We start from the raw sequence: 23,632 nt of genomic DNA, 5'->3' as shown, positions 1-23,632 counted from the left end.
AAGCGACCGTCCGACTGAAAAGCCCGTCGTCGCGCGTATCACCCCCGATAGCGGCGCGTTCGGGCCCTCGAAGCGCGGCGCCCGTGGCGCGTGCGAGCGCTTTTGCCCGTTCGGTCCCGCGCCCCGGTATGGAGTTCGCCTTCGAGTTGGCGCTGTGTGCCCATCTCGAGCGCGCGACCGACTGGGTGCTCGCGCGCCAGCTCGGCGGCGCCGTCGCGGCGCCGGGCAGCCGCGTCGTCGACGTCGTCGGGCTCGTTCCCGGGCCGGCGTTCGACGACCGCGCCCGCATCACCGACCGGGCGATCCCGCCGGTTGCGGTCGAGTCGACGGCCGGCGTCGGGGAGGCGGTCCCCGTCGCCGAGGCGATCGACGCTCATCCCGACCGCGCCCGCGGGATCGCCGACGCCGCCGTCGACTGCGGCTTCTTCAGCGAGGAGCGTCGCGGCGGCACGCGCTACGTCCGCAAGGCGACGCGCTACCCCGACGACTGGGTCGACGAACTCGTGGCCATCGAGAACAAGCCCGACCTCGGTCGACCGGGCGACCTCCAGCGTCAGCTCCGGGTCGACACGAGCCTCGCGCTGTTCGACCGCGTCGTGCTCGCGACCGAGAGCCACGTCACCGGCGCACACCTGAACCGGATCCCCGAGGCGGTCGGCGTCTGGCGCTTCCACCCCGACGCCGGCGACCGCGAGGTGGTTCGCGAGGCGACGCCCCTCGACACCGACGGCCCCGGTGTGGAGCTGCTCGCCGAGCACCCCGGCCGGACCGACGTGGCGCTCGTAAGCGCCGACGAGAAAGCCCGAAAGCGTCGCCGGATCGCCGAGCGAGCCTACGGGAAGGGCTGGCGAACCTACGAGTTCCCCGGCTGCGGGAACTGCGAGGCGACCGACGACGGACGGCCGCGCTGCGCGCACTTCGACCGCGTCGTCGACCCCGCGAGCGACTGCAGGGAATCGTGTTCCGGGTGGGAGGCGGACGACGCGGCCGCGACGGCCGAAGAGAGAGACGCGCTCCGCGCCGAGCGCACGCCGTGGGTCCGTGACCCGCCGGGAGTAGTTCGGCGACAGACCGGGCTGGACCGGTTCGGGTAGCCGCCCGCGACGCGTCGCGGGCGAAGACTGTGAAGATCGGAGTACCACGTCCGATCGCGCTCGAGAAGTCATCAGCGCGGGGTTGCAGCGAGGTTGGGACCAGAACTGGCAGCCTGCGTCACGAACAACGAGTGATGCGGTGCATTTAATCCTACAGTCACACGATCGCAGCGGTCGGGGTCAGCGCCGCCGAACCGCCACGAACGCGAGCGCCGCCGCCAGCGCCGTCAGCGCCGCGCCGACGCCGAACCCGGGCGTCTCGACGATCGACTCGTCGGGAACGGTCGTCCACTGGCGGTCGGTGCCGTCGTCCGCGTCGCCGTCGGCGGTGTCCGAACCGCCGCCGTCGCCGGGCGTCGCCGTCGCGTCATCGCCCAGCTCGCCGCCGTCGCCCCACAGCTCGTCCTCGGGGACGAGCCGGTCGCGTTCGACGCCGGTGAGGTGCGCGTAACACGACTCGATCTCCTCGGTGTCGAAGACCGTGCCGCCGGTCATCGTCCGGTCGCCCTCGGCGCCGACCTGTCGCATCGTCGGGCCCTCGGAGCCGGGGTCGGTGCCGACGCGCTCGGCGTCGTACGGCTGCCACGGGGTGTACACCTCCCAGACGACCTCGCCGCGGGGAGTGACCTCCAGCACGCGGTGGCCGCGGCGGTCGGTGACGAGCGTGTTGCCGTTGGGGAGTCGGTCTGCGTCGCGCGGCTCGTGGAGGCCGCCGCCCGAGAGCGACCACGTGCGCTCCCACTCGCCGCCGTCGGTCCGGCTGTACTCGACGACGCGGTCGTTCTCGGAGTCGGACACGATGACGGTCGTGCGGCCGTCCTCGCCCTCGATGAAGTCGGGGTTGTGCTGCTCGTTCAGGATGTCGTAGTCGTCGTCCTCCCCGAGCGTCCACTTCACCTCCTTGGTGTCGCGGTCGATGGCGATCACCTGGTCGAAGTTGCGGACGGAGACCAGCAGCGTGTCGTCGCCGATGGGGTCCACGTCGTTGACGTGGGTCCAGTCCTTTCCGTACGGACCCCCGCCGTTCTCGGGGAAGCGGTCGGTGTGGTTGCCGAAGCGCCACTGCCAGACGATCTCGCCGGAGTCGTCGAATATCACCACGCGGTTGCGCTCGTCGCCCTTGTCGACGGTGACGAACTCGCCGTCGCCGAGGTAGTCGACGTCGTGGGCGTCCTCGACGTTCTCGAGGCGGGTCACGTCGGTGGTCTCGCCGGTCGCGGGATCGATCCGCTCGATCACGGAGATGCCGGGCTCGGTCGTCGCCATCAGCAGCTCGCCGTTCGGGAGCGGGTCCACGTCGTAGGACCACCAGCGCCCGTCGGCGGTGTCGTTGTGGACGCCGTGGACCGAGCCGTTCGGCGCGAAGCCGACCAGCATCGCGGCGGTCTTGTCGCCGGCGCGGGCGCCCTGGATCGACACGAGCGTCGTCGTCTCCGGACGGCGCTCCTCGTCGATCGTGCCGACGCAGGGGTTGAGGCCGTCCGACTGGGCTGCGGGTGCGGCGGATTCGCCGACGGCGTCGGCGCCGTCGGTCGCACCGCCGGCGGCCGCCGCCCCGACGACGGGTGCGACGCCCGCGATCACGAGGACGAGCGCCGCGAGGAGCGCGAGCCCGCCGGTTCGGCGGCGGTTCATTCGCTCGCCTCCAACTTCACGAGCACGTCGTGGTTCTCCTTGGGGAACTGCTCGCTGGATCGCCCGTCGCGGTTCGACGTGATCGCGTACAGCTCGCCGTCGACGCCCTGCTCGACGTGGCGGATCCGGCCGAGTTCGTCCGTCAACATCGGGTGGGCGGTGGCGGTGAACGCGTCGTCGAGCCAGTCGGCGTCGAATCGTCGCCCCCGCTCGCCCAGGGGAGGCACCTCCGCCTCCGGGGGCGACAGCGTGACGACGATCAGCTGCTGGCTGCCCAACCCGCCGATGATCAGCCGGTTGCGCCAGGAGGAGACGGCATCACCGGTGTACCACAGCGCGCCGGTCGGCGCCCACGTGCTCCCGCCGGTGTTGGCCAGCGGGCGGCGAACGTCGCTGTCCTCGGACAGCCCGCGGTACTCGTCGGCGTTCCGAACGTCCGGCCAGCCGTAGTTTCCGCCGGGAACCAGCCGGTTGACCTCGTCGCGGCCGGCGGGGCCGTGCTCGGTGGCGACGGGCGTGCCGTCGGGGAGCCAGACGAGCCCCTGCGGGTTGCGGTGACCGTACGTGAACACCCGCGGGTCGCCGCCCGGGATGTCTGGGTTGTCGGGCGCGGGCTCGCCGTTGACGGTGACGCGCAGCACCGACCCGGGGAGTTCCCCGGGGTCGGCCGCCATCGCCTCCTCGCCGGCGTCGCCGGTAGTGATCCACAGGTACCCCCGGGGACCGAACGCGATCCGGCCGCCGTTGTGGTAGTTGTTCGCGGCCATGTCGCCGACGACGAGGCGCTCGGTCGCGGCGGGGTCGTCGGCCGAGAGGTCGAACCGCGAGACGCGGTTCACCCGCTCGTCGTCGCCGACGCCCGCGGTGTAGTAGACGTACAGCACCTCCACGTCCGGGTAGTCGGGGTGGACCGCGACCCCGAGGGTGCCGCCTTCACCGCCCTTGACCCACCACTGCTGTTCCTGCGGCTCGGCGGCGATCGAGCCGGCGTCGATCGCGTCCTCGGGGGCGAACACCGTGTCGAGGTCGCCGCCGGCGACGCGGCTGACGCGGCCGACACGCTCGGTGACGAACAGGTCGCCGTTGGATGCGACCGAGACGTCCCACGGGACCTCCAGGTTCTCGACGAGGACCGTCCGTTCCACCTCGCTGGTCGGCGCGTCGGCCGGGGCGCTCCACTCCTCGGGCGTGAACGACGCGTCGGGGTCGGGGACGGGCGTCGGCTCCGGTGTCGGGGTGCCGCTCGTCGTTCCGTCGGTCGGATCGTCGGTGGCGTCGCCGCCGGGCGAACCGTCGGAGGGAGGCGAGCCGCTACAGCCGGCCAGCAGCGCCGCACCGGCGGCCGCGAGGGCCCGACGGCGGGACCAAGTGTTCGTCATGTCCGTGGGAAGCGAACACGTCCGCAAGTGTCTTCGGGTATTTTTCGTGTCCACGGGGACGGCCGCGGCCCCGGCGGCTCACAGGTCGTACGTCTCGCCGTCGACCGCCAGCGGCTCGACGAACGCCTCCTCGGGCGGGTAGTAGTGTGCGAGGTGGACCAGCCGCGTCTCGGCGGCGTCGAGCTCCTCGGCCAGCGCCAGCGCCCCCTCGCGAGTCATGTGCTTCGTCCCGAAGGTGTACGGCGTGCCGTCGGGGCCCTCGTCTTTCCCGCCCATCGGGTGGTACTCACAGAACGCCGCCGGGACGATGCCGTCCGCGAGCAGGAGGTCCGGATCCGCCAGCGCCGCCCGCGAGTCGGCGGGCACGTCGTAGCTCGTGTCGCCCGACAGCGACAGCGTCGCGCCCGTCTCGGGGTCCTCGACGACGAGTCCGTAGCAGACGAGCGGCGGGTGGTCGACCGGAACGAGCGTCACGTCGAGGCCGCACACGCGGACCGGCTCGAACGGCGTGACGTCCTCCACGGTAACCCGGTCGAGGTAGTCGTACTTCGAGCGGATCGTGTCGGCGACCGACTCGCCGGTGAGGGGGTCGACCTCGTCGGCGGCGTACACCGGAAGGTCGTCGAACAGCCGGTAGGCGTTGCCGAGGCCGTCGAGGTGGTCGAAGTGGATGTGCGAGACGATCGCGGCGTCCGGCAGCGCAACGTCGTGGGTGAGAAACTGCTGGCGGAAGTCCGGCGAGCAGTCGATCAGCAGCGACTCGCCGGTACGCTCGTTTTCGACGTGCACCGAGAAGCGCGAGCGCTCGATCCCGCGGTCGCGGGCCTCCTCGCAGGTGTCGCAGTCGCAGCCGACGGTGGGCGTGCCGGTGGTGTCGCCCGTGCCGAGGAGGGTGACGCGCATCCGGCGGGTCAGTGCTCGTGGTCGGAGTGATCGTGGTCGTGATCGTGCCCGTCGCCGCCGTCGCCGACGACCTCCGCGCCCTCGCCGTCGATCATGTCCATGTTCTTGAGGTTGTCGCGCTCCTCGAAGTCCTGGACGGCGTCCATGATGTCCTCCTGGGTGATCTCCATGCGGTCGTCGGTAAGCGCCTCGAGGACGGCCTCCCGGAGCACGAGCCGAAGGTCGCTCCCGGTGAGCCCCTCCGTGCGATCGGCGACCTCGTCGGGGTCGAACTTGGCGATCTCCATCTGCCGGGTGATGACCCGGAGGATGTCCGAGCGCATCTGCCGGTCCGGCTTGGGGAAGTTGACGATCTCGTCGAAGCGGCGCCAGGCGGCGGCGTCGAGCTGGTCGGGGTGGTTCGTCGCCGAGATGAGCAGCACTTCGTCGCGCACCAGCGACACCTCGTCGATGCTCTTGAGCAGCGTGTTGACGGCGCGCTTGAGCGCGGCGTGTTCGTCCGACTTGCGCGTCTTGGCGACGGAGTCGAACTCGTCGATGAACAGGATACACGGCGCGAGCCGCTTGGCGACCTCGAACGTCTTCTCGACGTTCTTTGCGGTCTCGCCGAGGTACTGGCTCGTCACCATCGACAGCTTCACCTCGACGAACGGGAGGCCCAGCTCGTGTGCCAGCGCGCGGGCGGCGGTCGTCTTCCCGGTGCCGGGCGGGCCGACGAACAGGAGCTTGCCGATCTCGCGCAGGCCGATGTCCGCGAGGTACTGGCGGTGCTCGATCGCCTTCATCAGCTTGCGGATCTCGCCCTCCTGGTCGGTCGTGAGCACCAGGTCGTGCAGCGTCATCTCGATCTCCTCGGGCGCCTTCACCGTGACGAGATCGAGCATCTCGGCGTCCTCCTCCTCGTCGAAGTACTCCCCGAGGAGGGCGTCGATCCACACGCGGTCGGCGCGGACGGGGCGGTTCTCCCCGCGCGCCTCCTCGTGGGAAACGGAGAAGTCGGCGTCGTGGTCGACCTCGGGATCCTCGGCGATCGCCGCGAGCACGGGGTTGCTCAGGAGGTCGTCGTCGTCGACGCGGTCGAGGAGCCACTCGACGGCCATCTCGGGTTGCGACAGCGACACCTCCCCGGAGAACTCCTTGCGCTGCGTGAACAGCAGATCCGAGATCGCTTCCCACGGGCGTTCGACTCCGGTTGCGGTCTTTGCGGTCGATTCGGTCACGTGGAGCGGGCGGTCCACGCCGCCCGGTCTCTCCTCGTCCTCCGACGACTCGCTCCAGAAGACGCGGCGGTACCGCGGCGGTAAATCGTCGGCGTCGAGGTCGCGGTCCTCGTTGTAGCGGTGGACGGTCACGAGAAGCTCGACCACGTCCTCTGCCGGGTCACTCATCCCCAATGGCTTGCCCGCGGAGGCTGTTAAGCCCGTCGAAGGGCCGGACGCGCCGCATTGAGGAACGCACACACGGGACGGGAACAACCGCCGACCACGTCCGATCGGTTCTCCCGGATTTATCAGGCAGGACCGCCGAGTCAGTACCATGGCAACACCCGTCATCGCGGCCGCATGTCGGACCCCGTTCGGGAAGCAGGACGGCGTCTTCGCGGACACGCGCAGCGAGGACCTCTCCGTCACGCTCATCGACCACATCCTCGAGGAACACGACCTCGGGGCCGACGACGTGGACGACCTCATGTGGGGAGTCGCCCAGCAGCGCGGCGAGCAGGACAACAACGTCGCCCGCGTCATCGCGCTCCTCTCGGAACTGGGCGAGGGGACGCCCGCGACGAGCATCAACCGCTGGTGTGCCTCCTCGATGCAGGCGATCATCTCCGCGTCGGACGCCGTCGCCGCGGGCAACCGCGACTGCATCATCGCCGGCGGCGTCGAGAACATGAGCCGGGTGCCGATGGACGGTGACTCCTACCAGCACCTCCATCCCGAGCTGTCGGAGCAGTACAACGTCTTCCAGCTCCAGATGGGGATGACCGCCGAGAAGGTCGCCGAGGAGTACGAGGTGTCCCGCGAGGCACAAGACGAGTTCGCCGCGCGCTCGCACCACCGCGCCGCGGAGGCGACCGAGACCGGCCGCTTCGACGACGAGATCGTCCCGGTCGAGACGGGCGTTGCGTCGGAGACGCAACGCGAAGACGGCGTCGTCGACGAGGACGAGGGGATCCGCCCGGACACGTCCGCGGAGGCGCTCGCGGAGCTTCCGCCGGCGTTCACCGGCGACGGCAGCGTCACCGCGGGCAACTCCTCGCAGCTCACCGACGGGGCGGCGGCGACGCTGGTCTGCTCGAAGGAGTTCGCCGACGAGCACGGACTGGAGGTGCTCGCGGAGGTCGGCACGAACAACGTCGCCGGCGTCGACCCGACCGTGATGGGTATCGGCCCGGTCCCGGCCACGCGGGGCCTGCTGGAGCGCGCCGAGAGCGATATCGACGACTACGGGCTCGTCGAGGTGAACGAGGCGTTCGCCTCCCAGTGTGAGTACTCGCGTCGCGAGTTGGGCGTCGACGAGGACAAGTTCAACGTCAACGGCGGCGCGATCGCGCTGGGGCACCCGCTGGGGGCCTCCGGCGCGCGCCTGCCGGTGACGCTGATCCACGAGATGATCAAGCGCGACGTGGACCGCGGGCTGGCGTCGCTGTGTGTCGGCTTCGGGCAGGGCGCGGCGATCGAGTTCAGTCGATAGGTCGCGATTCGATCTGCTGTTTTATCCGGACGGCTGCCCGGGGATAGCTGTCTGACCCGTGAGAGAGTCCGTTGGAAACAGTCCCAGAAAGCCCCCGCTTCTCTCGACTCGGTGCGGGCGGCGCGCTCCTCGCGTTCGCTCCACTCTGTTCCGCTCACGCTGCGGTGCTCACCGCTCCGCGCCATCGCCGAGAGAAGCGGCCCCTTTCAGTCCACCCAAGACCTCGCCCTCCCCAACCGTCTCGCTCAGTCGCTTCGCTCCTTCGCTCGCCCCTCGCGCGGTCGGCGGGCACGGAGGCCCGCCGACGCGCGCCACCGCGACAGCGGTATCGCACACACCGGGAAAACAGGCTCGACGCTGGTCCCGTCCGAGCCTCGGGTGGGACTGAAAGGGGCCGGGGGCTTTCGGGAACTGTGGCCCGACCGTCGCTGTCCCGACCGCCTCGCCGACAGAAGTACCCACCACGGGCACAGCCAATCCATCACACGGACCCGACACGGTTTAGGCGGAACCGCCGGAACCGACAGACAATGATCTCGAGGCAGTACCTCCGCGAGCACCCCGAGGAGGTTCGCGAGGGGATCGAGAACAAGGGGGTCGACGTCGACCTCGACCGGATTCTCGAACTCGACGAGGAGTGGCGCGACCTGAAGGGCCGCGGCGACACGCTGCGCCACGAGCGCAACGAGGTCTCGTCGAAGATCGGTCAGTTGAAACAGGACGGCAAGGAGGAGGCGGCACAGGACGCGATCGACAGGAGCCAGGACCTCAAAGACGAGCTTCAAGAGATCGAAGCGCGCGCCGACGAGTTGGAGGCGGAACTCAACGAGGCGATGCTCCACCTCCCACAGATCCCCGACGACGACGTGCCCGTCGGCGCCGACGAGTCTGAGAACGTCGAGGTCCGACGCGAGGGGTTCGACGACCTCCGGGCCCTCCCCGAGGACGTGATCCCCCACTACGATCTGGGCGAGGACCTGGACATCCTCGACTTCGACCGCGGCGCGAAGGTGTCGGGCGGGGGCTTCTACTTCGCGAAGGGCGAGGGCGCGATGCTGGAGCACGCGCTGATCCAGTTCTTCCTCGAGATCCACCGCGAGCAGGGGTACACCGACGTGTTCCCGCCCATCCCCGTGAACTCGAAGTCGATGGAGGGCACCGGCCAGTTCCCGAAGTTCGTCGAGGACGCCTACCGCGTCGGCGACGAGAACGTCGACGAGATCGACGACGACGACCTCTGGCTCCTCCCGACCGCGGAGGTTCCGGTGACGAACATGTACCGCGACGAGATCCTGCTGGACGACGACCTCCCGATCAAACACCAGGCGTACTCGCCGAACTTCCGCCGCGAGGCGGGCGAACACGGCACCGAAACGCGCGGGATCGTCCGCGTCCACCAGTTCAACAAGGTGGAGATGGTGAACTTCGTACGCCCCGAAAACAGCGAGGAGCGCTTCGAGCGCCTCGTCGAGGAGGCCGAGGAGGTGCTCAAGCGCCTCGAGCTTCCGTACCGCATCCTGGAGATGTGTACCGGCGACCTGGGGTTCACGCAGGCCAAGAAGTACGACATCGAGGTGTGGGCTCCCGGCGACGACATGGACGGCGGCCCCGAGCGGGGCGGCCGCTGGCTGGAGGTCTCGTCGGTGTCGAACTTCCGCGACTTCCAGGCGCGGCGGGCCGGGCTGCGCTTCCGCCCCGAGCGCCACGAGAGCGCGGAGTACCTACACACGCTCAACGGCTCGGGTGTTGCGGTTCCGCGCGTCGTCGTCGCGATCCTCGAGTACTACCAGAACGACGACGGTACCGTCGACGTGCCCGAACCGCTCCGGCCGTACATGGGCGGGTGCGAAGTCATCGAGGGCAGCGAAAAGGTCGGCGAGAGCGCCGTCGGCGCCGGGGAGAAGGAGTAGTCGGCGAGCCACGACGAGCATCCGATCGTCGCCCTCGGCCCCGTCCCTCAGTCGGTGTACGTCGTGAGGTGATCGACGGTCGCGTCCGCGTCGTCGCCGTTCGCGAACTCGAACACGTCGACGAAACCGAACAGCTCCCCGCCGTCGTCGCCGAGGAGTCGCCCGCGGACGGCGACCTCCGGCTCCGCGTTCGCGTCGGCCGACTCGACGTACACCGCGTCGATTCGATGTTCAGTGTCCGTCCGCGGTCGCTCCTCGCGCATGAACCGGACGAACGTCTCCCGCCCCGACAGCGTCCGGTCCGGCCGGTCGTGGGCGAATCCGGGCGCGAGCAGGTCCGCGAGCGCGTCGTCGTCCGCCGCGTCGATGGCGCGGTAGTAGGCTCGGGCGGTCGCCTCGTGTGACACGCCTCACCCGCGAGCGCCGACGGGCTTGAATCGGTCGGCCGGTGGGGTCCCAGCGTCGACACCGTCGGCGCGGCACAGTATCGCCGCCGCTCCGGGGCGCTTATTCGCTCGCGCGGACTCCGATACGGTGTGGACCTGCACGTCCGGTACGAGGGCGACGACGACCCCGACAAGTGCACGGCGCGGAAGCTCGCACGCTTCGACCTCGCGGAGCTGCACCGCTCGGACGCGGCCACGCCGTACGGCGTCGTGCTCAACCCGCACGCCGAGCGCGCGCTCTCGCCCGCCGACCGGGAGGTGGCCGACGGGGAGACGCTCGTCGCGCTCGACTGCTCGTGGGAGTCGGCCGGGGAGGCGATGTTCTCGCTCCCCGGGGAGCATCGCGCGCTCCCGTACTTGGTCGCTGCCAATCCCGTGAACTTCGGCCGGCCGATGCAGTTGACGACGGTGGAGGCGTTCGCGGCCGCGCTCCATATCCTCGGCGAACCGAAGCGGGCGAACCGAGTGCTTTCCAAGTTCACCTGGGGAGAGACGTTCCTCGAACTCAACGAGGAGCCGCTCCGCCGGTACAGCGAGTGCGAGGACTCGTCGGACGTGGTCGCGATCCAGCAGGAGTATCTCGACCGCTGACCGCCGGCAACCGTGACGCCTCGAACTACTCTGCCAGCACGGCCCCGATAGCGCCGGCGACGGCGGATTCGAGCGCGAACACCAGCGTGATCACGACGCCGAGGACGAGTATCCCCACGCCGCCGACGAGCCCGCCGAACGGACCGCCCCCCGCGAGTCCGAGCGCGCCGCCCACCAGCGCGAACAGCAGCGTGTAGGCGATCCCCGTCACCGACCCCGCGAGCAGGCCGTGGTACGCGCCGCTACCGAGTCCACCCCCGGCGAGGTAACCCGCGACGGCGCCGCCGACGAGCCCGGCGCCGAGCTGCCCGACGATCGGGATGGCCGTGCCGAACGCCGCGATCACGAGGAACACCGCCGCCCCCCACGCGACCGCACGCCAGTCTGTCATGCCCGGACGTACGCGCGACGGCGGTATCTACTTGTCGTCGGCATCGGTCTCCCGGTCGCGGTCGTCGTTCCGATCGCCGTCGGCGCGGTCGGTTCCCCGGTCGAAGGCGTCCGCGCCGTCGATGAACCGACCGTCCTCGTCGCCGTCAGAATCGGTATCGTCGCTGCCCTGGACTGCGTACTCCGGGAGGTCGGCGGCCTCGATGTCTCCCGAGAGCAGATCGTCGGGGTCGATCTCCGCGAGCCGGTCCGGATCCGAGACAGTGGTGTCGTCGCCGGGATCCGAGTCGTCGGGGTCCGAGTCGTCGGTGTCGTCGCCGGCCGCGTTGCCGTCGGCGTCACCGGCAGTATCCGGATCTGCGGTGTCGCTGCCCGCGTCCGGGCTGTCGGTGTCGCCGTTCGGTTCGACCGCCTCGTCCGTCCGGCCCTCGTCGTCGGCGCGGACCTCCCGCGCGGTCGCCAGTTGGTCCGTCGTCGGGACGAACAGCCGGTCGGTCTCGGGGTCGTACGGCCCGTCGGGGACGCCGTCGCGCGCCTCCGCCCGGAGCCCGTCGGCCGCCTCCGGCGCCGGATCGGGCGCGGCGGCGGCGTTCGACCGGACGCGATCGGGGTCGACCCCTCGAACGGCCGCCCACTCGTCGGGGTCGGCGCCCGCGGCGTCGACGGCCCACGCATCGAGCGCGGCCGCCGGCGACGACCCGGACTCCAACAGGCCGATCAGCGAGCGCAGGGTGCTCGTCTCCGACTCGCGCCACCAGTCGGGCTTCTCGACGTAGATCGGGTAGAAGAACGGCGTGTCGCTGGCGTCCGCCAGGTCGCGGGGGAACGAGACGGTCCGGTCGTAAACCTCTTGGAAGACAGTCATGTTGACGGCGGCGACGGCCGCGAGCAGGTCGGCGTCCATCTCGTAGCCGGCGGCCTCCAACTCCGACCGGAGGTCGGCGAAGGCGAACGCGAACCACGCGGACTCGGCGCCGTCGGTCAGCAGGTGGTTCGGCGTCGCCTCGTCGCGGGCGCGGCGGTACTGCTCGACGAGTCGCTCCTGAACGGCGTCGTGGAGGACGCGCAGCCCGATGCGCACGTCGTCGACGGCGAAGTCCGTGCGCTCGGCGACCTCCTCGATGTAGGCGTCGGGAACCGCCGGGCGGTGCATTGTGGGTGGGTGGGTCGGTTTCCGGGTTAAGGGTTCGTGTTCTCTCGATCGGTTCGATCCGTGTGGGTCGTCGTTGCTGACGAGTACGGAGGCAGCAACCGCGACGCCGTGACGACGTCGACAACTACCCCGAAAGCCCCCGCGAGCGGACGGCCCCTTTCAGTCCCACCCCATCCCCTGTCGAGCGTCGTCGCCCCGGCGGTTCTCCAAGTCCGTCGCGTCACGGACACCCCCCGTGCCGCGGCGGGGTGTCGAGGATCGGTTCGGTCCCCGGCTCAGAGCGACTCGGCGATGTCCTCCGCGAAGTACGTGAGAATGAGGTCCGCGCCGGCACGCTTCATCGAGAGGAGGGACTCGTGGGCCGTCGCCTCCAGATCGAGCCACCCGCGGTCGGCCGCGGCGTGGAGCATCGCGTACTCGCCGGAGACGTTGTAGGCGGCCACCGGGAGGTCGAACTCCTCGCGCACGTCCCGAACGATGTCGAGGTACGGAAGGCCGGGCTTCACCATCAACACGTCCGCGCCCTCCTCGACGTCGAGGCGGGCCTCCCGGAGCGCCTCGCGGCGGTTCGCGGGGTCCATCTGGTAGTGCCGCCGGTCGCCGAAGGCGGGCGCGCCGTCGGCGGCGTCGCGGAACGGCCCGTAGAAGGCCGACTCGTATTTGACCGCGTAGCTCATGATCGGCACCTCGGCGAAGTCCGCATCGTCGAGTCCCTCGCGGATGGCGCCGACCATCCCGTCGGTCATCGAGGAGGGCGCGACCATGTCGGCGCCGGCCTCGGCGTGGGAGACCGCCGTCTTCCGGAGGAGGTCCAGCGTCTCGTCGTTGCGGACGGTGAGCGTCGGATCGTCGGCCGCGTGTTCCTCCAGCACGCCACAGTGGCCGTGGTCCGTGTACTCACAGAGACACACGTCGGTGATCACGTACGCGTCGGTTTCGGCCGTGATGTCGCGGACGGCACGCTGAACGACGCCGTCCTCGGCGTACGCTCGCGAGCCCGTGTCGTCTTTCGACTCGGGGATGCCGAACACCATCACCGCCTCCACGCCCGTCGCCAGCACCTCCTCGACGCGGTCGACCGCCTCGCTCACGGGCACGCGGTCGTGACCGGGCATCGACTCGATGGCGACGCGCTCGTCGGTCGTCGCGTCGACGAACACCGGCGCGATGAGATCGGACGCCGAGAGCTCCGTCTCGGAGACGAGCGGTCGGACGCCGTCCGTTCGCAGGCGACGCGGACGGTCGGTTGGGAACATGCGTGAGCGTCGGCCCGCGTGGGAGGTAAAGCCGACGCTCGCGGCGCGGCCCGCCGGCGGCGGACCCGCAGCGGCGCCGTTATCGCTCGAGGACGAGCGCGTAGTGGTACGGCGGGAGGTCGACTCGGCGTGCCGTACGGAAGTCGCTCGCGCCCGCGATACGTCGTTCCGTCTCGGCCGGGGAGAGCCGGAGTTCCGTCGGCGGCCCGCGCGGTTCGCCCGCGACGGTCGTCTCCTCGCGCGGGCGGTCCATCCAGTTGACGACGACGAACCGCCCGCCGGGAGCCAGCGCGTCCGCGACCGCCTCGACGAACGGGTCCGGCTCCGCGATCCCGTGAAACGCGTTCGCGAGCAGACAGACGTCGACGGGCCCGGGCAGGTGCTCGTGGAGCCTCCTGGCGTCGCCGTGGATCGGCTCGACGTTCGCGATCCCCGCCCGGTCGGCCAGCGTCGACAGCTCGGCGAGCAACGCCTCATCGACGTCGAGCGCGTACACCGTCGCCGGGTCGACGATCCGGGCGGCCGGGAGCGCGAAGTATCCGTTTCCGCTGCCGATCTCGGCGAGGGAGTCCCCCGAAGCGACGCCCAGATCCCGAAGCGTCTCTCCCGGCGTCGGCCACAGTCGGCCCCACCAGTCCCAATCCGGCTGGCCCGTGTTCCGGAACCGATCCATATCCCGTCTCCGTATCCGGCACCGAAAACAGGTTCGACCCGGCCGCCGGCGACCCTCGGTTCCGGCGGCGAACGGATCATGACACAAGCCATATATCCGGAGCCGGGCAATCCGCTCCCGTGACGCTGTCGCCCCTCCAGGTCGGCGCGATGCCCCCGTGGCTGGAGTCGATGCTGACCTCGGAGTACGCCTACCTCGCGCTGTTCGCCGTCTTCGTGCTGGAGGGCGCGATGCTGATGTACTTCATGCCGAGCGAGCTGATCGTCCCCGGATCGCTCATCCTGTTCGGGCACTCGCCCGACACCGTCCTCCTCGTGCTCGGGATCGCCGTACTGGGCGCGACCGTCGGGCAGGTCGCGCTGTTCACGCTCGCCCAGCGCGGGGGTCGCGAGTGGCTCCTGCGGAAGCGGTGGTTCCGCGTGAGCGAGGACAGCCTCGACCGCTTCGACGGGTGGTTCGATCGCTGGGGGCCGCTCGTCGTGCCCGTCTCGAACGCGCTGTTGTTCACTCGCGGGATGCTCACCGTCCCCGCGGGGTTGGCGGAGATGGACCGCCGGCAGTTCGTCGTGCTGTCGGCGCTCGGGACGTTGGTGTTCGAGTCGGCGCTCGCGGGGCTGTACGTGTTCGGCGTCGACCTGCTGTGGTGAGGAGGAAACGAGTCGCGGGGATCGACCGGCGCCCGGTTCAGGACTCCCGGTCGGTCTGTGTCACGTCGACCTGCTCTCGGAGGGCGTCGAGGCCCTCGCTGTCGGCGAGCTCCTCGACGCGGTCGCGGAAGTGTGACTCGCACAGGCCGACCGTGACGCCGCCGCGCTCGGCGCCGTACGCCGCATCCCGATCGCAGTAGTGACACTGCATACCCGATCGGGGGGCTCGCTCGTACTTAATCCCGCGCCTCCGGCAGGCGCTCGCGCACCGCGGTCCAGTGGGCGGCGTCGAGCCCGTCGACCGCGAGGTCCTCGCCGTGGGCGTCCGTCCCGCCCGTCAACAGGAGGTCGTGCTCGCTCGCCAGCGCCTCGACCGCCTCCGGGTCGTCGTCGACCGCGTCGGCGTACGGGTAGAATCGCTCGACAGCGTCGAGATCGTACTCGACACAGCGGTCGAGCGCGGCCGCCGGATCGTCGTAGCGGAACGGGTGTGCCAACCCGACGACGGCACAGGCGCCCCGGAGGAGGTCGACGCCGCGCTCGACGGGCGTGACGGCGCGAGCCACGTAGCACGGGTCGTCGTGCCCGATCAATTCCCTGAAGGCGCCCTCGTAGTCGCAGTCCGCGTCGCTCTCGTCGATGGCGCGGGCGATGTGCGGCCGGCCGAGGCCCGCCCGCGGTTCGAGACCCAGATCGACGCCGAGGCGCTCCTCGACGCGCTCGATGATCCGCCGGCCGCGCTCGCGCCGGTCCGCCTGCAATCGGTCGCACTCGGCGCGCAGATCCGGGTCGTCGCCGACGCCGTACCCGAGGAGATCGACGCGTTCGCCGCCTCCGTCGCCCGGTTCCGTCTCGACCCGCAGTTCGATGCCGCGGACGACCGTCAGGCCGTCGCGGTCGACGACGGGCGCCTCGAGTTCGGGGTGGATCCGGTCGTGGTCGGTGACGGCGACCGCGTCGAGGCCGGCCGTTCGCGCGGTCGAGATCAGCGTGTCGAGCGTGAACGTCCCGTCGGAGACGGTCGTGTGCGCGTGGAGGTCCGCGACTACCATTGCCGGATCGGGGGCCGCAGCGCGCAAGGGCGTTCCGGTCGGCCACGCGTCGTGACGGTGGGCACGGCGACGATGCCGGCCGCGACGCCGGCGACGACGGCTCCATCGGCGACGATGACCGCGTGATGAAAGGCTATTATAATACGTTATATTCTACCGTTCTCAGGAAGGTCGTACATGGACAATCGTTACATACCCGGCTCCCGTTCGAGTTGTTGATGCGCCTGAACGGCACGGAAGACGAGCTATCCGCCCACGAGTACCCCGCGACGAGCGACGAACTCATCGACGCGTACGGCGACACCCGTATCGAACTGCAGGACGGGAGCGAAACGATCGGCGCGGTACTCGGCCGCCTGGGCTCGGAGACGTTCCACTCCGCCGACGACGTGTGGATGACTCTCCGCGGCGGCGTCGGACACGAGGCCGTCGGCCGGCGCTTCTACAGCGACCGCGACGCGCCGACGGTCGGCGAGGACGGACCGGACCAGATCTCGTTCTGACCGGATCCCCGCGGCGGTCCGCCACCGCCGCGACACCTATCGCTGCCATGCCGCCGGCTCCGGGCCGGCTCAGTCACCCGTACTCCGGGGCCGTACTTTCTGAGAATCGTCGCCTCAGACCCACTCCAGCGCCGCGTCCAGGTCCAGCGGAACGCTCCCCTTGCGGTACGCCTCCGTCGACCCGTCCGGGCGCGACCGGAACACGACCGCGGGGCGGTGGCCGACCTCGGGCCGTTCCCCGCGCACGGCGAACCAGTCGTCGTCGGGGAACGACGAGCAGTCGACGAACAGCGTGACGCCGCCGCCGTGGGCCTCCAGCTGTCCGCTCGTCTTCGTCTGGACGGTGTCGCGCACGGCCGCGGAGGGCGTTCCCGCCGAGCGCTTGTTCGGCGCGACCGGCCGGGTCACCTCCACGAGCGTCGAGCGACCGTCTCCGTGGGTCGCGCGGAAGTCGATGACGTGGTCGGTCGACACCTCGATCTCCGGCTCGATGTCGTAGCCCGCGTTCACCAGCAGCCGCGCCACGTCGAACTCGCCCATCGTCGCGAACATCCGGGTGAGGTCCATGTACTCGCTGGTGCCGAGCTTGCTCGCCATCTCCTCGCGGTCGTCGTCGAGCACGCCCGTCGCGAGGAACTGCTCGTAGAAGCCGAGCGCGTCGAACCGGTCGGCGTCCGGGAACCCCGCCGCGTGCTCGCGGAAGAACTCGCGCGTCGTCTCCGCGCCGTCCTTCGAGCACAGCACCGGAAGGAAGTACCACGCGAGGTGCGGGAAGTCCTCGAGCCACGGCTCCTCCTCGTAGAGGACGGCTGTCAACTCGCGTTCGGCCCACCGAGTCACCGGGAACGGCACGTCCGCGAGGGCGTACTTCTCGGTGCGCCACAGCGTCGACGGCGTCTCCGTGTTCCCGAGCCAGTAGGCGCCGGGGCCGCCGTCGACGCCCGCCGGCCCGTCGCCGTCGTCCGTCCAGCAGAACAGCGCGAGGCTCCCGTCGTCCATGTCGAAGCGCCGGCCCTCGTAGCCGGCCGGCGGCGCGAACCACGGGTCGCGCTCGGTCGCCCCGAGGTTGGAGTCGAGCGGCCGGTAGAGGTCGTCGTGGACCCGGGACGCGGACCACGAACCGGGCGCGTATCTGAACCGTAAGGGGCGTGCCACATCGGATATCGACCGCCGACCGGTTTGAACCCACCGCTCGCGAGGACGAACGAACGACAGGATGCCGCGATCCGTGAACAACCGATACATATATTACACAGAATTTGCTATGTGACACTGTACCATGTCAATGGGTGCCTACGACGAGAAGGAGCACGAACGCCGCGAGGAGAAGACGCGCGTCGACGGTGACTTCGCGGAGGAACGAAGCGAGTACCGCGGCAGGGTCACCTACGACTCCGGCGAGTCGACCGAGGCACTCCTCGACCAGTTCAAGACGATCAAAGGCGACTAACGATTTCCTGCGGCCGTCTACCGTGTCGACTTCTCCGTGCGGTCCGACCGCCAGCGACGGCCGAGTCGCCCGCGACGCTCGCGCTCACTCGTTCCAGTCGGTGGTCTCGGGCGCGCCGCGAGCGACTTCCACCCGGTCAGGATCGGGCGCATCGGCGACCGCGGCGCCGCGGGTTTCCGCGGCCGCTCGCCACTCGTCGTCGGCTGCACCCACCCACGAGTCGGCCGCGAGCACGCGCGCTCGGGCCCGATCGTAGCGATCGGCGTTCACCGCGGCCGTCCCCGGCGCCGACGCCGCGGCGGCGGCGACGAACGTCGCGCGGTCGGCGGGCGTCGCCGCGCCGTCGACGAGTCGACCGACCGCGCCGGAGTCGGCGAGGGCGTCGGGGTCGTGATGGAGGAACACCGTCGAGCCGAGGGCTCCCCGGCCCAGCGGCGGCGGCGGGAGCTCCTCGGGAACCGCGTCGTCGACGAGGCGCTCGCCCGCGTCGCCGTGGACGCGCTCGACCCGCTCGCACTCGGTCTCGGCGTCGAGTTCGAGGTTGTGTCCGGGGTACGTTCGACAGCGGTCCGGATAGCGGTCGGTGCCGTGGATCCGGCACTTCAGCGTGTCCGGGTCGAGGAAGGCGCACGTGTCGAGCCAGACGCGCTCGCCGTCGAACGGGGCGACCGGCTTCGGGAGCTTGCGGATACCGACGAGGAAGGTGGGGCGACCGCCGATCGCGGCGACCTCGTGTCCGTCGATCGTCGCCGTCCGGTCGCCCTCGGCCGCGAACAGCCGCGGGACGAGCGCGTCGCCGAGCCCCGACTCGACGAACTCGCGGATCTCGTCGCGCGAGAGCGGAACGAGGTGATACGTGTCGTCGAGCGCGCGGTAGCGGCCCTCGCGCTCGCGGTCGTCGGGCGCCCCGAGCGGCCGCCAGTCGAGACAGCAGCCGGCACAGCCCTCACAGTTCACCTCCATGACAGCGCTAGCGACGCCGCCACCGGGCAAGAAGCTGTCCCCGGCCGGCACCGCGTCGGCGACGCGGCCGCGAACGGGACGCAGGGATCCGCCCAACGACGCCGGAGCCGGGGGCTTATCGCCGCGGCCCTCCGAGCGATGTCATGAGCAAACAGCGCTGTGACGGCTGCGACCGGCGCGTCCGTCTCGGCGGGGGCATCGGCGACCTCTGGTCGTTCCAGACCGGGAGCACCGACGGCCTGACGCTGGAGTTGGCGGACGGCTCCGACCACTTCCTGTGTTACGACTGCATCGAGGCCCTGCCCGACGACGAGGAGGTCACGCGGGCGCACGTCGAGGCGCTCCCGAAGGACGACGACGAGTGACCGTCCGCACCGGCGGGTCGCCCGGGTCGCGATCGGCATCGGATCACCACGGTACTACCATCCGACACGCTTACCCGCCGGCCGCCGATCCGGTCTGACGACCGTGGACCCCGACCGGATCGGCTCCGAGTTCCCCGCGCCCTCGTTTCGCGGCGCCCAAGAGCGGGCGCTGTCGGACATCACGGACGCGTTCGCCGCCGGAAACCGCGTCGTTCTCGTGCGGGCCCCGACCGGCAGCGGGAAGTCGCTGCTCGCGCGGGCCATCGCGGGCGCAGGGCGGAGCGTCGAGGAGGCGAGCCCCTCGGAGGCGACGGGCGCGTACTACACGACGCCGCAGGTGTCCCAACTCGACGACGTGGCGGAGGACGGCCTGCTCGACGACCTGAACGTGATCCGGGGGAAGTCCAACTACACCTGCATCCTCCCCGGCGAGGAGGAGACGCCGGTCAACCGCGCCCCGTGTGCCCGCCAGCGCGGCTACGACTGCTCGGTGAAGCATCGCTGTCCGTACTACTCCGACCGCGCCATCGCCTCGAACCGCCCCATCGCCGCCATGACGCTGGCGTACTTCATGCAGACCGCCGGCTCGGACGTCTTTCGGAAGCGGGACGTGGTCGTCGTCGACGAGGCGCACGGCCTCGCAGAGTGGGCGGAGATGTACGCGACGATCGAACTGTCGCCCGAGACCGTCCCCGTGTGGGACGACGTGGGGGTACCGGACGTCCACAACGACGAGGTGGGCCCCCTCGAACGCACCGCTCGGTTCGCGAAGGCGCTGCTCGGCGTCTGCTCGGACGAGAAGGACGAGCTGCTCCGGCAGGGCGACCTGACGCCCGAGGAGGCCGCGCGGCGCGACCGCCTCCAGGAGCTGATCTCGGAGCTGAAGTGGTTCCTCGAGGACTACCGCGACACGCAGTCGGCGACGACGTGGGTCGTCGACCAGCCCGACGGCGAGGGCGGGGCGGTGACGATCAAGCCGCTGGATCCCGAGAAGTACCTCAAACACACCGTCTGGGACCGCGGCAACCGCTTCGCCCTGCTCTCGGCAACGATCCTCAGCAAGGAGTCGTTCTGCCGGGGCGTCGGCCTCGACCCCGACGAGGTCGCGCTCGTGGACGTGGAGCACACCTTCCCGGTCGAGAATCGCCCCCTGTACGACGTGACGCAGGGGAAGATGACGTACGAACACCGCGACGAGACGCTCCCGAAGGTCGCGCGGCTGTGCCTGCGCCTGATGGCGCGCCACCCCGACGAGAAGGGGCTGATCCACGCCCACAGCTACGCCATCGCGCGGCAGCTCGCCGAGCGGTTCGACCGGTTCGGCGTCGCCGCGCGCGTCCGCCGCCACGACAGCGACGACCGCGACGCGCAACTGGAGGCGTGGAAAGCCAGCGACGATCCGGAGGTGTTCGTCTCCGTGAAGATGGAGGAGGCGCTGGACCTGCACGGCGACCTGTGTCGCTGGCAGGTGCTGTGTAAGGCGCCGTATCTCAACACCGGCGACTCCCGCGTCGCCGCCAGACTGGAGGACGGCCAGTGGCCGTGGTACCACCGCGCCGCGCTCCGCACCGTCATCCAGGCGTGCGGCCGGGTCGTCCGCGCGCCCGACGACCACGGCGCGACCTACCTCGCGGATTCGAGCCTCTTGGACCTCTTCGAGCGCGCCGAGGCCGACACGCCGCCGTGGTTCCGCGACCAGATCGACCGGATGTCGACCCCCGATCTGCCCGAGTTCGACCCCGACGCCGCGATGGCCGGGATGGACGCCGACCCCGGCCCCAGTTCCGGCGCGGGCCACGGCGTCGGTCGCGGCCGATCGAGCGCGGCCGACGGCGCGAACCGGTCCGGCGGGTCGAACCGAACCGGCGGCGGGTCGAGCACGTCGAAGGGGTTCAGCGGCGGGTCCGGCGGATCGCGTGGGTCCGCCTCCTCGCGGTCCGAGTCGACGCGGTCCTCGGGACCCACTGGGGACGACGACGGGGGCGACGGCGACGACCCGATGGCGGACCACCCGCTGTCGGACGTGTGGGGAGAGTAGCCCCGTCGATCCGCGCGACGGTCCGAGTACGTCCGTATATCACGTGAGCCGCGAGCCGTCGGCGACGCCGTCCGTCAGGAGCGGTCATTCCGCCGCGGTCGACTCCGACGGTACCACGTACAGCCCCGTGTCGGTTTTCACCGCCTCGACGGTCGCGGCACCCTCGTCGACGCTCGGGGGGCGCGCCACCGTCACCGCCTCGTACGTCTCCGGGTCGAGCACCTGCACCGCGTTGGCGTCCTCGACGGCCACGACGGTCGTCTCGACGGCGTCGTCGACGTGTCCGACCGTCTCGGCGTCCGGCGTCTCCCCCTCCTCGAAGCGTGCCTCGTACGGCTCGCCCGTCGCCATGCGCACGCCCTTGAGGTTCCCCTGGACCGAGCGCACGAGCACCGGCCCCTCGCCGTCCCCTGGGTCGATCACGTCGCCGGGGCGGAACTTCGGGAGACGGACCGCGAACGTCACGCGGTACACCTCGTTGCCGTCGCCGTCCTCGGTGACGAGGGTGGGCGCCTCCGAGTAGCTTCCCCCCAACTCCTCGGTGATCTGGGTCGCGACGGCCTTCCCGAGCTTGTTGGTGGAGAGCTTCACGTCCGTCCCTTCGGGCTGGTCGATAACCTCGGTGACGAACGACTCGCGGTCGCCGTCGGCCTCGCGCTCGGCGACGAGCGACTCGGCGATCTCGACGGCCGTCGACTGTTCCTGGGGGTCGGGGACGCGGTCGCGACCCCGTATCTGTACCTCCGCGGCGTAGCTGCCCCCGGAGATCCGCCCGCACCGGTCGCAGGTGCCGCGACTGATCTTCACCGGGACGACGACCTCCTCCTCGACGTGGGTCCCGCGAACGACGCCAGTGAACGTGCAGTGCATCCGGATCGTGTTCCGGTCGACCTGCTCGGGCTCGACGCCCCACTGGATCTGCTCGGCCTTCAGGTGGACCGCCAGCGCCTCTGACACCTCGTCGACGGCCACGTCGGTGTAGTCGCGCGCGCCGACGTCGACCCAGCGGTTGCCGCGGTGGACCGCGCCGCAGTGCGAGCAGACGGTCACCTCGACGCGATCGGGCGCGTCGACCAGTTCGAAGTCCTCGAAGTAGCAGGCGTTACAGAGCACGCGGTCGCGCTCGCGCGGCTCGCCCGGGAGCGGTTCCTCGCGCTCCGGAACCGAGTCGCCGCAGCGCGGGCAGAAGTCCCGCGTGTCGCGTGTCTCGCTCATTGCTCCGCAGTTGTCGACAGAGCCGGTTAAGCGGCGCGACTGGCGCTCCGGGCCCCGCCGCGGGCGGGGCACGTCCGGGCGAGCTCCCGACCCCGTCACTCCCCCTCGTAGGTCGACTCCCACTCCGGGGCCGTCTCCGCGCCGCGCTCGGCCTCCGGTTCGAGCATCTCTGCGACGGAGTCCAGCCCGAGCAGCTCCCGCTCGTCGTCGTCGAACTCCAGGGAGTCGAGCGCCGCCGAGTTCTGCACGTCCGACCCCGAGAGCTGTTGGCCGTAGCGACCCAGCAGGCTCGTCAGCTCCTGCGGGATGACGAAGGTGGTGGACTCGCCCTGTCCGATGGACGCCAGCGTCTCCATTCCCTTGTCGACGATGGCGCGCTCGCCCATCGACTCGGCGGACCGGGCGCGCAGGACGGTGGAGATGGCGTCGCCCTGTGCCTCCAGCACCGAGGCGACCTTCTCGCCTTGCGCGGAGAGGACGTTCGCCGTCCGCTCGCCCTCGGCGGACTCGACGGCGGCGCGGCGCTCGCCCTGCGCCTCCAGGATCATGGCGCGGCGGCGGCGCTCAGCGGAGGTCTGCTCCTCCATGGCGTCGAGGACGCCCCGCGTGGGCAACACCTCCTTCACCTCCACCATCTCGACGTCGACGCCCCAGTCGTCAGTCGGCCCCTGCAGGCTCGTCCGGATCCGGCGGTTGATCTCCTCGCGCCGCGAGAGCGTCTCGTCGAGTTCCATGTCGCCGATGACCGCCCGGAGGGAGGTCTGCGCGAGCAGCGCGGTCGCCCGACGGTAGTCTTCCACGTTGAGGAACGACCGTTCTGCGTCGACGACGCGGATGTACACGACCGCGTCGGCGGTGACCGGCGAGTTGTCGCGGGTGATCGCCTCCTGGGTCGGCACGTCGATCGTCTGGACGCGCCTGTCGAACCGGTAGGTCCGGGAGACGAATGGGGGGACCAGGTGGATCCCGGGGTCGAGGAGCCCGCGGAAGGAGCCGAGCACGGTGAGCGCGCGCTGCTCGTAGGCCTGGACGATCTCGACGGTCGACAGCAGCGTGACCAGCGCGAGGACGAGCACCATCCCCCCGACGGCGTACATCGTCGGGAGGAGGATCCACGCGAGGACGGCGAGCACGACGCCGAGGCCGATCTGAAACCGGCCGTCGTCGGGGAGCAGGTCCGGGAGACCGACCTCGCCGGCGCTCATGCGACCCAAGGTTCGAAAGAACCGACCGCCGGCGTCGTTCATGCCTTCGAGTTGGACGACAGGCTACTTA

The 23,632-nt window shown here is 70.5% G+C and carries 24 protein-coding genes; 9 read left to right on the top strand and 15 right to left on the bottom strand.

All coding sequences use genetic code 11. From position 1 onward, the window contains the following. The first annotated feature begins 128 nt into the window (after window positions 1-128). Complete coding sequence (locus K6T25_RS08025; RefSeq protein ID WP_222913033.1) at window positions 129-1,094, top strand: DUF5787 family protein; 966 nt, start codon at window positions 129-131, stop codon at window positions 1,092-1,094. A gap of 180 nt (window positions 1,095-1,274) precedes the next feature. Here K6T25_RS08025 and K6T25_RS08020 read toward each other — a convergent pair whose 3' ends face one another. The 4 genes from K6T25_RS08020 to K6T25_RS08005 form a co-directional block, all read right to left on the bottom strand. Then, the gene (locus tag K6T25_RS08020; protein WP_222913031.1) at window positions 1,275-2,729 is read right to left on the bottom strand and encodes an aryl-sulfate sulfotransferase; all 1,455 of its coding nucleotides are present in this window, start codon (window positions 2,727-2,729) and stop codon (window positions 1,275-1,277) included. After that, a complete protein-coding gene (locus tag K6T25_RS08015; protein ID WP_222913030.1) occupies window positions 2,726-4,108 on the bottom strand; it encodes a PQQ-dependent sugar dehydrogenase in 1,383 nt (460 codons plus the stop codon). The genes K6T25_RS08020 and K6T25_RS08015 overlap by 4 nt, the downstream gene beginning before the upstream one ends. A 78-nt stretch (window positions 4,109-4,186) precedes the next feature. Beyond that, window positions 4,187-5,011 (bottom strand): MBL fold metallo-hydrolase, encoded by an 825-nt coding sequence (locus K6T25_RS08010; protein ID WP_222913027.1) that lies wholly within the window; start codon window positions 5,009-5,011, stop codon window positions 4,187-4,189. Window positions 5,012-5,019: 8 nt separating this feature from the next. Further along, window positions 5,020-6,399, bottom strand: a complete 1,380-nt coding sequence (locus K6T25_RS08005; protein WP_222913025.1) for an ATP-binding protein — start codon at window positions 6,397-6,399, stop codon at window positions 5,020-5,022. A 148-nt stretch (window positions 6,400-6,547) separates the two neighbouring features. On the opposite strand from K6T25_RS08005, the gene K6T25_RS08000 reads away from it, so the two are divergent. Both K6T25_RS08000 and serS read left to right on the top strand, forming a co-directional pair. Continuing rightward, window positions 6,548-7,705, top strand: a complete 1,158-nt coding sequence (locus K6T25_RS08000) for a thiolase family protein (RefSeq protein ID WP_222913023.1) — start codon at window positions 6,548-6,550, stop codon at window positions 7,703-7,705. A gap of 530 nt (window positions 7,706-8,235) precedes the next feature. Next, window positions 8,236-9,615, top strand: coding sequence for a serine--tRNA ligase (gene serS, locus K6T25_RS07995; RefSeq protein ID WP_222913022.1), 1,380 nt, complete (start codon window positions 8,236-8,238; stop codon window positions 9,613-9,615). Between the two features lie 47 nt (window positions 9,616-9,662). Here serS and K6T25_RS07990 read toward each other — a convergent pair whose 3' ends face one another. Beyond that, the gene (locus K6T25_RS07990) at window positions 9,663-10,022 is read right to left on the bottom strand and encodes a nuclear transport factor 2 family protein (RefSeq protein ID WP_222913020.1); all 360 of its coding nucleotides are present in this window, start codon (window positions 10,020-10,022) and stop codon (window positions 9,663-9,665) included. Window positions 10,023-10,151: 129 nt separating this feature from the next. On the opposite strand from K6T25_RS07990, the gene K6T25_RS07985 reads away from it, so the two are divergent. Further along, the gene (locus K6T25_RS07985) at window positions 10,152-10,652 is read left to right on the top strand and encodes a DUF367 family protein (protein WP_222913018.1); all 501 of its coding nucleotides are present in this window, start codon (window positions 10,152-10,154) and stop codon (window positions 10,650-10,652) included. 25 nt (window positions 10,653-10,677) lie between these two features. Here the strand turns inward: K6T25_RS07985 and K6T25_RS07980 are convergent, their stop codons facing one another. From K6T25_RS07980 to K6T25_RS07965, 4 genes are all read right to left on the bottom strand, one after another. Continuing rightward, window positions 10,678-11,043: a DUF5518 domain-containing protein gene (locus tag K6T25_RS07980; RefSeq protein WP_222913016.1), complete on the bottom strand. Its 366-nt coding sequence runs from the start codon at window positions 11,041-11,043 to the stop codon at window positions 10,678-10,680. A gap of 27 nt (window positions 11,044-11,070) precedes the next feature. Beyond that, entirely contained in the window at window positions 11,071-12,195 is a 1,125-nt protein-coding gene (locus K6T25_RS07975; protein WP_222913014.1) for a hypothetical protein, read from the bottom strand. A gap of 275 nt (window positions 12,196-12,470) precedes the next feature. Continuing rightward, the gene (gene hemB, locus K6T25_RS07970) at window positions 12,471-13,451 is read right to left on the bottom strand and encodes a porphobilinogen synthase (RefSeq protein WP_222913012.1); all 981 of its coding nucleotides are present in this window, start codon (window positions 13,449-13,451) and stop codon (window positions 12,471-12,473) included. A 79-nt stretch (window positions 13,452-13,530) separates the two neighbouring features. Further along, complete coding sequence (locus tag K6T25_RS07965) at window positions 13,531-14,124, bottom strand: class I SAM-dependent methyltransferase (RefSeq protein WP_222913011.1); 594 nt, start codon at window positions 14,122-14,124, stop codon at window positions 13,531-13,533. Window positions 14,125-14,273: 149 nt separating this feature from the next. Here K6T25_RS07965 and K6T25_RS07960 point away from each other — a divergent pair, with 149 nt between their 5' ends. Beyond that, on the top strand, window positions 14,274-14,771 hold the full coding sequence (locus K6T25_RS07960; protein ID WP_222917947.1) for a DedA family protein: 498 nt from the start codon (window positions 14,274-14,276) through the stop codon (window positions 14,769-14,771). A 37-nt stretch (window positions 14,772-14,808) separates the two neighbouring features. Here K6T25_RS07960 and K6T25_RS07955 read toward each other — a convergent pair whose 3' ends face one another. Together K6T25_RS07955 and K6T25_RS07950 are read right to left on the bottom strand one after the other, a co-directional pair. Continuing rightward, window positions 14,809-14,982, bottom strand: coding sequence for a DUF6757 family protein (locus K6T25_RS07955; protein WP_222913009.1), 174 nt, complete (start codon window positions 14,980-14,982; stop codon window positions 14,809-14,811). Between the two features lie 25 nt (window positions 14,983-15,007). Then, a complete protein-coding gene (locus tag K6T25_RS07950; RefSeq protein ID WP_222913007.1) occupies window positions 15,008-15,823 on the bottom strand; it encodes a PHP domain-containing protein in 816 nt (271 codons plus the stop codon). Between the two features lie 218 nt (window positions 15,824-16,041). On the opposite strand from K6T25_RS07950, the gene K6T25_RS07945 reads away from it, so the two are divergent. After that, a complete protein-coding gene (locus K6T25_RS07945; RefSeq protein WP_222913005.1) occupies window positions 16,042-16,326 on the top strand; it encodes a DUF5789 family protein in 285 nt (94 codons plus the stop codon). A 114-nt stretch (window positions 16,327-16,440) separates the two neighbouring features. Here the strand turns inward: K6T25_RS07945 and K6T25_RS07940 are convergent, their stop codons facing one another. Further along, window positions 16,441-17,481, bottom strand: coding sequence for a DUF5784 family protein (locus K6T25_RS07940; RefSeq protein WP_222913003.1), 1,041 nt, complete (start codon window positions 17,479-17,481; stop codon window positions 16,441-16,443). Window positions 17,482-17,605: 124 nt separating this feature from the next. Between K6T25_RS07940 and K6T25_RS07935 the strand changes: the two genes are divergently transcribed. Further along, window positions 17,606-17,776 carry a DUF5786 family protein gene (locus K6T25_RS07935; protein WP_345778214.1) on the top strand — a complete coding sequence of 57 codons (171 nt, stop codon included), beginning with the start codon at window positions 17,606-17,608 and terminating at the stop codon, window positions 17,774-17,776. Between the two features lie 84 nt (window positions 17,777-17,860). Here the strand turns inward: K6T25_RS07935 and K6T25_RS07930 are convergent, their stop codons facing one another. Further along, window positions 17,861-18,739, bottom strand: coding sequence for a YkgJ family cysteine cluster protein (locus K6T25_RS07930; protein WP_222913001.1), 879 nt, complete (start codon window positions 18,737-18,739; stop codon window positions 17,861-17,863). 143 nt (window positions 18,740-18,882) lie between these two features. Between K6T25_RS07930 and K6T25_RS07925 the strand changes: the two genes are divergently transcribed. Then, window positions 18,883-19,104: a DUF7561 family protein gene (locus K6T25_RS07925; protein ID WP_222912999.1), complete on the top strand. Its 222-nt coding sequence runs from the start codon at window positions 18,883-18,885 to the stop codon at window positions 19,102-19,104. A 103-nt stretch (window positions 19,105-19,207) separates the two neighbouring features. Next, entirely contained in the window at window positions 19,208-21,142 is a 1,935-nt protein-coding gene (locus K6T25_RS07920) for a helicase C-terminal domain-containing protein (RefSeq protein WP_222912997.1), read from the top strand. Window positions 21,143-21,226: 84 nt separating this feature from the next. Here the strand turns inward: K6T25_RS07920 and K6T25_RS07915 are convergent, their stop codons facing one another. Continuing rightward, entirely contained in the window at window positions 21,227-22,357 is a 1,131-nt protein-coding gene (locus tag K6T25_RS07915) for a 60S ribosomal export protein NMD3 (RefSeq protein WP_222912994.1), read from the bottom strand. A gap of 95 nt (window positions 22,358-22,452) precedes the next feature. Beyond that, on the bottom strand, window positions 22,453-23,454 hold the full coding sequence (locus tag K6T25_RS07910; RefSeq protein WP_225917842.1) for an SPFH domain-containing protein: 1,002 nt from the start codon (window positions 23,452-23,454) through the stop codon (window positions 22,453-22,455). Between the last annotated feature and the right edge of the window lie 178 nt (window positions 23,455-23,632).

Origin of the sequence: Halobaculum rubrum (assembly GCF_019880225.1) — an archaeon.
Taxonomy (GTDB): Archaea; Halobacteriota; Halobacteria; order Halobacteriales; family Haloferacaceae; genus Halobaculum; species Halobaculum rubrum.
The sequence above is the reverse complement of the archived record's forward strand: the minus strand, read 5'-3'. Positions and strand labels throughout refer to the sequence as shown.